Consider the following 7036-nt stretch of genomic DNA (forward strand, 5'->3'; position numbering starts at 1 on the left):
CCCTGCGCAGACAAACAAGGGGATCTCTCCATGGCCATGGAAAAAACCTTCAACGCGGCCGAAGCCGAGCCGCGGATTTCGAAGAAATGGGAAGAGACGCACGCCTTTGCGGCCGGTGCGAACAAGAAACGTGACGACACCTTCACCATCATGATCCCCCCGCCGAACGTGACGGGCGCTCTGCACGTGGGCCACGCGTTCAACAACACCCTGCAGGACATTCTGGTCCGCTGGCACCGGATGCGCGGCTTTGACACCCTGTGGCAGCCCGGTCAGGACCACGCAGGCATCGCAACCCAGCTTCAGGTCGAAAAGATGCTGGCCGCCACCGGCCAGCCCGGTCGCCGCGAATTGGGCCGCGAAGCGTTTCTGGACAAGGTCTGGGAATGGAAGGGCGAGTACGGCGGAACCATCGTCAACCAGCTGAAGCGCCTTGGCTCAAGCTGTGACTGGGACCGCAACGCGTTTACCATGGCGGGCGCCCCCGGCGATCCGCGCACCGGCCACGAGAACAGCCCCAACTTCCACGACGCCGTGATCAAGGTGTTCGTCGAGATGTACAACAAGGGCTTCATCTATCGCGGCAAGCGTCTGGTGAACTGGGACCCGCACTTCGAAACCGCGATTTCGGACCTCGAGGTCGAGAATATCGAAGTCGACGGCCACATGTGGCACTTCAAATATCCGCTGGCAGGCGGCGAGACCTACACCTACGTCGAGAAGGACGAGGACGGGAACGTCACCTTCAGCGAAGAGCGTGACTACATCAGCATCGCAACCACTCGCCCCGAGACCATGCTGGGTGACGGCGCGGTTGCGGTCCACCCCGATGACGAGCGTTACGCGCCCATCGTTGGCAAGCTGTGCGAAATCCCCGTCGGTCCCAAGGAGCAGCGCCGTCTGATCCCGATCATCACCGACGAATACCCCGACATGGCGTTCGGCTCGGGTGCGGTGAAGATCACTGGCGCCCATGACTTCAACGACCACGAAGTCGCCAAGCGCGGGAACATCCCTCAGTACCGCCTGATGGACACCACTGCGCACATGCGTGCGGACGGTGCCCCCTATGCCGAAGAAGCGGCCAAGGCAGCGGAATACGCGGCGGGCAAGCCCTTTACTGTTCAGGAAATCGACGCGATCAACCTGGTCCCCGATGAATACCGCGGTCTGGATCGCTATGAGGCCCGCAAGCTGGTTGTCCAGAACATCATCGACGAAGGTCTGGCGGTCATGACCGTGGCCACCGATCCGCGTCTGGGCAAAGCGGCCGTAAAGGCTCCCGTCGCTCCGGAAGAGGGCGGCGAGGCCCGCACCGAAGAAGAGCAGCTTGTTCCTCTGATCGAAGCCAAGAAGATCATGCAGCCCTTCGGCGACCGCTCGAAGGTCGTGATCGAGCCCATGCTCACCGACCAGTGGTTCGTGGACGCGGAAAAGGTCGTTGGCCCCGCTCTGGACGCTGTCCGGACCGGCCGCACCAAGATCATCCCCGAGTCCGGCGAGAAGACCTATTATCACTGGCTTGAGAACATCGAGCCTTGGTGCATCAGCCGCCAGCTTTGGTGGGGCCACCAGATCCCCGTATGGTACGGTCTGGAACTGGCCGCCGACGGCTTCAAGGACGACGAAGGCAACGGTGCGCTGGACGAAGTCGATATCCTGCGCCTGCTGACCCGTGACCATCTCGTTCACCGCGGCGAGGTGTATCACGCTGGCAGCGATGCCGATGACGCTGGCAAGAAATTCGTTGACGTTCTGGCCGGTCTGCCCACCCCCCTGAACCACGCCCGTGTCATTGAGGTAGAAAACCGTCAGGCCGCGATCGAGGCTCTGGCCGAAGGTCTGGCGCAGTACAACGTCACCCAAGACCCGACCCAACTGGTCTACCCGATCTGGCGCGACGCCGACGTTCTGGACACTTGGTTCAGCTCGGGCCTATGGCCCATCGGCACGCTGGGTTGGCCGAACTGGGACGAAAGCACCTCGAAATACTTCCCGACCGATGTGCTCATCACCGGCTTTGACATCCTGTTCTTCTGGGTCGCGCGCATGATGATGATGCAGCTGGCCGTGGTGGATGAGATCCCGTTCCACACCATCTATCTGCACGATCTCGTCCGCGACGAGAAGGGCAAGAAGATGTCCAAGACCACCGGCAATGTCATCGACCCGCTGGAAATCGTGGACGAGTACGGCGCGGACGCCCTGCGCTTCACCAACGCGGCCATGGCCTCCATTGGCGGTGTCCTGAAGCTGTCCAAGGACCGCATCGCCGGTTACCGGAACTTTGGCACCAAACTGTGGAACGCCTCTCGCTTTGCCGAGATGAACGGCGTGTTCGAAGGCTACGTGCCCCAGAGCGTTCCGCCGCAGGCCAAGGAAACGGTGAACCGTTGGATCATCGGCGAAGTGGCCCGCGCTCGCGTGGCCACCGACACTGCCCTCTCGGCCTACCGTTTCAATGACGCGGCGCTGGGGCTCTATGCCTTTGTCTGGGGCAAGGTCTGCGACTGGTACGTGGAATTCGCCAAGCCGCTCTTGAACAGCGACGACGAAGCTGTTCTGGCTGAAACCCGTGAAACCATGGGCTGGGTCATCGACCAGTCGATCCTGATGCTGCACCCCTTCATGCCATTCATCACCGAAGAGCTTTGGGATCAACTGGCCGACCGCGAAAAGATGCTGGTGCACGGCGACTGGCCCGAATACGGCGAAGAGCTGATCGATGCCGCCGCAGACAGCGAGATGAACTGGGTGATTTCGCTGATCGAAGGCATCCGTTCGGCCCGCGCGCAGATGCACGTCCCCGCTGGCTTGCACGTGCCGCTGGTCGTCACTGGTTTCACCGCTGATGCCAAGGCCGCCTTTGCCCGCAACGAAACCCTGATCAAGAAGCTGGCCCGCGTGGACAGCCTGACCGAAGTCGACGCTTTCCCCAAAGGCAGTGCGACCTTGGGCGTTTCGGGCGGCAGCTTTGGCCTGCCCTTGGCGGACATCATCGACGTGGCCGAGGAAAAGGCCCGCCTCGAGAAAACGCTGACTAAGCTGGCCAAAGAGATCAAAGGTCTGTCGGGCCGCGTGAACAACCCCAAATTCGTGGCCTCGGCCCCCGAAGAGGTGGTTGAAGAAGCGCGCGCAAACCTTGCCGAACGCGAGGCCGAAGAGGCAAAGCTGCAAGAGGCGCTCGCCCGTCTGGCAGAGATCGGTTAACCCAAAAAACGGCGGGCCTTGCAAGGCGCGAGGCCCGCACGTAACCATTCGGCGCATGACACATCCGCGCTATACTCGGCTGCTGGACAGCCTGCCCTCCACCGTTCCTTTTGTCGGCCCCGAAGTGATTGAACGCACCACCGGCCAGCCCTTTTCGGCCCGCCTCGGCGCGAACGAGAACATCTTTGGCTCCTCACCCAAGGCGCTAGAGGCCCTGCGTCAGGCAGACGCGGAAATCTGGAAATATCCCGACAGCGCAAGCCATGATCTGAAGGCTGAAATCGCGGCCCAGAACGGCATTGACCCCGAGAACATCGTCATCGGCGAAGGGGTCGACGGCTTGCTTGGCTACCTCGCCCGTATGATGATCGAACAGGGCGACACGGTGGTTACGTCAGACGGCGCCTACCCCACGTTCAACTACCACGTGGCAGGATTTGGCGGCGTCCTCCACAAAGTGCCCTTCAAGAATGACTTCGAGGATCTGGATGCCCTGATCACCCGCGCTGCCGACGTGGACGCCAAGCTGCTCTACCTGTCGAACCCCGACAACCCCATGGGCACCTACCTGAGCGGCACCACGATCACAGACGCGTTGGATCGCCTACCCGAAGGGTGCTTAATGATCTTGGACGAGGCCTACATCGAACTGGCCCCCACCGACGCACGCGCGGACATCGCGATTGAGGACCCACGCGTGATCCGCATGCGGTCCATGTCCAAGGCTTATGGCCTCGCCGGCGCGCGCGTTGGCTACGCCCTTGGCGCGGCGGGACTCATCAAGAATTTCGATAAGATCCGCAATCACTTCGGCCTGAACCGCAGCGCCCAACACGCTGCACTCGCCGCCCTTCGAGACAACGAATGGTTAGCCCACATCCAGTCGCAGGTCAGTCACGCCCGAGACCGCCTAAGCCAGATTGCACTGGACAACGGCCTCACCCCAATCCCCTCTGCCACGAACTTTGTGACAATGGACTGTGGACATGACGGGGACTATGCCGCTGCAGTGGTCCGCGAACTCGGTGCGCGTGGCATCTTTGCCCGCATGCCAGGCGTTGCCCCCTTGAACCGCTGCATTCGCATCAGCTGCGGCCCTGACGCAGCACTTGACCTCTTCGCAGCCGCGCTCCCGCAGGCCCTCAAAGCCGCGCTCTAACTCTTTCTAGGAAAAATACCCCCGCCGGAGGCAGAGCCTTGTCCCTAGGCCAAGGCATGTTACCCGAACAAATCGCTCGTTCCGGCGGGACGGGGCGGCTCTAGCCCCAAGTGCATCCAACTCGCTTGCGTCAACATCCGCCCTCGGGGTGTCCGTTGGATCAAGCCTTGCTGCAACAGATAGGGCTCGATCACTTCTTCCAGTGCGTCACGGCTCTCTGACAGCGCAGCGCTCATTGTTTCGATCCCGACAGGTCCCCCCTGATAAGCCTCGGCGATCAGGCGCAAGTATCGGCGGTCCGCAGAGTCGAGCCCCAGTTGGTCGACGCCCAAGCGCGTCAATGCACGGTCAGCCAGTTCACGGGTAACACGCCCGTCGCCTTCGACCACTACAAAATCTACCACGCGCCGCAGCAGACGTCCTGCGATCCGCGGCGTGCCGCGGGCGCGGCGGGCAATTTCTCGGGCGCCCTCGGGCTCCGCAGGAGCCCCGAGTTTTACCGCGTTCCGCGCAACAATTTCGGTGAGTTCGTGGATCTCGTAAAACTGCAGACGCGTCGGGATACCAAAGCGGTCGCGCAAGGGCGTTGTCAGCAGGCCGAGACGCGTCGTCGCCCCGACCAAGGTAAATGGCTGCAGTTCGATCCGCACGGTCCGCGCTGCTGGCCCCTCGCCAATCACGAGGTCCAGCTCGAAATCCTCCATCGCGGGATAGAGCACTTCTTCGACCGCAGGGTTCAGACGGTGGATTTCGTCAATGAACAAAACATCCCGCGCCTCAAGGTTGGTCAGGATCGCCGCAAGATCACCAGCCTTGGCCAACACCGGCCCCGATGTCATCCGGAAGTTAACCCCCAATTCGCGCGACATAATCTGCGCCAACGTCGTCTTCCCCAAGCCCGGCGGGCCGTGGAACAGAGTGTGGTCCATCGCCTCGCCCCGCCGTTTCGCGGATTCGATGAAGACGCGCAGATTCGCGCGGGCCTCGGCCTGACCGATGAAATCCTCAAGCACCTGCGGGCGCAGGGCGCGGTCGTTGTCCGCGGACAGCTTTTCGGGGCGAAGGGTCGGATCGGGTTCCTGCATCGCTTATCCCTTGGGCGCCAAAAGGCGCAACGCAGCGCGGATCAAGGCTGATGTATCAGCCTCGGGGTCGTCTTGCATCGCTTGCGCGACTGCCGACGCCGCCTCGCCGGGCTGATACCCCAGATTACCAAGCGCCGAGAGCGCCTCTGATTGCGCGGCCATATTCGGCTTGGCCGCGGGTGCGGCGCGCTTCGTTGGCGTCTTTGGCTCCGCTGTCTCGGCCAGCTCTGCGGGTTCCTCGCCCATAGCAGCAGTGATTGAGCCGCCCATAGCCATAACGGTGGGGGCTTTGTCCTTCAGCTCGTTCACCACGCGTTGCGCGGTCTTGGGTCCGATACCTTTGGCTGCTTTAATACTATTCCAGTCGCCCAAAGCGATGGCGCGGCTCACCCCGTCAGGCCCAAGAGCCGAAAGCATGGCCAGCGCCGCCTTGGCGCCCACCCCTTGAACGGTTTGGAGCAACCGGAACCACTCTTTCTCTTGCAACGTGGTGAACCCGTACAGCTGCAGCAGATCCTCGCGCACCAGCAACTCGGTGAAGAGCGCAGTCGCCTCACCAGCGCTAGGCAGCGCCCCCAACGTACGTTCTGAACAATAGACGATGTAGCCGACGCCGCGCACGTCGAGCAGCACGTGATCCTCGGTCCGGTAGTCGATCCGGCCTGACAGTTTTCCGATCATCCCTTGGCCCTCGCCAATGCTTGTTCCAGACCGCGTCCACCGCGGCTTTGGTGGGCGTGACACATGGCGATCGCCAGCGCATCGGTGGCGTCCGGCCCGTTTAGTTTCACACCGGGCAGCTGCAAGCGCACCATATAATCCACCTGATCCTTGGCTGCGTGACCCACGCCCACCACGGTTTTCTTCACCGCGTTGGGGGCGTATTCCCCGACCGGCAACCCCGCCTGCGCCAAGGTCATCAGGGCCACGCCCCGCGCTTGACCCAGTTTCAGTGTACCCACAGCATCCTTGTTCACAAAGGTCTGCTCGATGGCCGCCGTTTCCGGCGCCCATGCGTCGATCACCTCGATCAACTGGTTGTACAGAGAGAGCAGCCGTTCCCCGAGGTTATCCCCGTCCGAATGGCAGACGCCGTTGGCAACATGAGTGATTCGCCCTGGCATCGCATCAATGACGCCCCACCCCATGTTGCGCAGGCCCGGATCGACCCCCAAAACGCGCATTTCTGCCCCCTGCTCTGTGTTCTTTTCGTCGCACTAGCACGAAACAAGAACAAACGCCAGCATGATGGCAAGAGGTCCCGCCCAGAAATCGGGATGAAATCCGCCTCTTCGCGTTCTGAATGCGACACGAAAAAGATACATATTTCTCTTTAGTAACAGTTTGTTAGCCGTCATGCAGTGTATGCATGGGTCGCGTTCGACCTATGCAATTTTTATCGCTTGTGCCGGAAAAGAAGGCGAATTACGTGCGGATCAGGGTACGCCTTCGGCGAGGGCCGTCTTAGCGGATTGAGGAATTAGGCTTAAGGCATGGCTTATGTCATGTTTAAGCAACTTTCCCAACGTCGAGATTTTATCCCCGGAGGACACGCCGCGGCGGCGGCATTGGTCTGATGAAG

At 61.5% G+C, this 7036-nt stretch carries 5 protein-coding genes; 2 read left to right on the forward strand and 3 right to left on the reverse strand.

Features of this window, described 5'->3' with window-relative positions; translation table 11 throughout:
- Positions 1-30 precede the first annotated feature (30 nt).
- Positions 31-3210 carry a valine--tRNA ligase gene (locus N4A58_RS15415; RefSeq protein WP_293711113.1) on the forward strand — a complete coding sequence of 1060 codons (3180 nt, stop codon included), beginning with the start codon at positions 31-33 and terminating at the stop codon, positions 3208-3210.
- A gap of 55 nt (positions 3211-3265) precedes the next feature.
- Positions 3266-4369, forward strand: a complete 1104-nt coding sequence (locus tag N4A58_RS15420) for a pyridoxal phosphate-dependent aminotransferase (RefSeq protein WP_293711115.1) — start codon at positions 3266-3268, stop codon at positions 4367-4369.
- Positions 4370-4428: 59 nt separating this feature from the next.
- Here N4A58_RS15420 and ruvB read toward each other — a convergent pair whose 3' ends face one another.
- The 3 genes from ruvB to ruvC are packed head-to-tail and all read right to left on the reverse strand — an operon-like array spanning position 4429 to position 6638.
- Positions 4429-5454: a Holliday junction branch migration DNA helicase RuvB gene (ruvB, locus tag N4A58_RS15425; RefSeq protein ID WP_293711116.1), complete on the reverse strand. Its 1026-nt coding sequence runs from the start codon at positions 5452-5454 to the stop codon at positions 4429-4431.
- 3 nt (positions 5455-5457) lie between these two features.
- Positions 5458-6135: a Holliday junction branch migration protein RuvA gene (ruvA, locus tag N4A58_RS15430; protein ID WP_293711118.1), complete on the reverse strand. Its 678-nt coding sequence runs from the start codon at positions 6133-6135 to the stop codon at positions 5458-5460.
- Entirely contained in the window at positions 6132-6638 is a 507-nt protein-coding gene (gene ruvC / locus N4A58_RS15435; protein WP_072705662.1) for a crossover junction endodeoxyribonuclease RuvC, read from the reverse strand. The genes ruvA and ruvC overlap by 4 nt, the downstream gene beginning before the upstream one ends.
- Between the last annotated feature and the right edge of the window lie 398 nt (positions 6639-7036).

It is taken from the genome of Donghicola sp., from assembly GCF_025210255.1.
In the GTDB taxonomy this organism is placed as follows: Bacteria; Pseudomonadota; Alphaproteobacteria; order Rhodobacterales; family Rhodobacteraceae; genus Donghicola; species Donghicola eburneus.

Excerpts from the sequence above, each read along its gene's own strand:
- N4A58_RS15415 (WP_293711113.1), top strand. The coding sequence starts at position 31 with ATGGCCATGGAAAAAACCTTCAACGCGGCCGAAGCCGAGCCGCGGATT.
- N4A58_RS15420 (WP_293711115.1), top strand. The coding sequence starts at position 3,266 with ATGACACATCCGCGCTATACTCGGCTGCTGGACAGCCTGCCCTCCACC.
- ruvB (WP_293711116.1), bottom strand. The coding sequence starts at position 5,454 with ATGCAGGAACCCGATCCGACCCTTCGCCCCGAAAAGCTGTCCGCGGAC.
- ruvA (WP_293711118.1), bottom strand. The coding sequence starts at position 6,135 with ATGATCGGAAAACTGTCAGGCCGGATCGACTACCGGACCGAGGATCAC.
- ruvC (WP_072705662.1), bottom strand. The coding sequence starts at position 6,638 with ATGCGCGTTTTGGGGGTCGATCCGGGCCTGCGCAACATGGGGTGGGGC.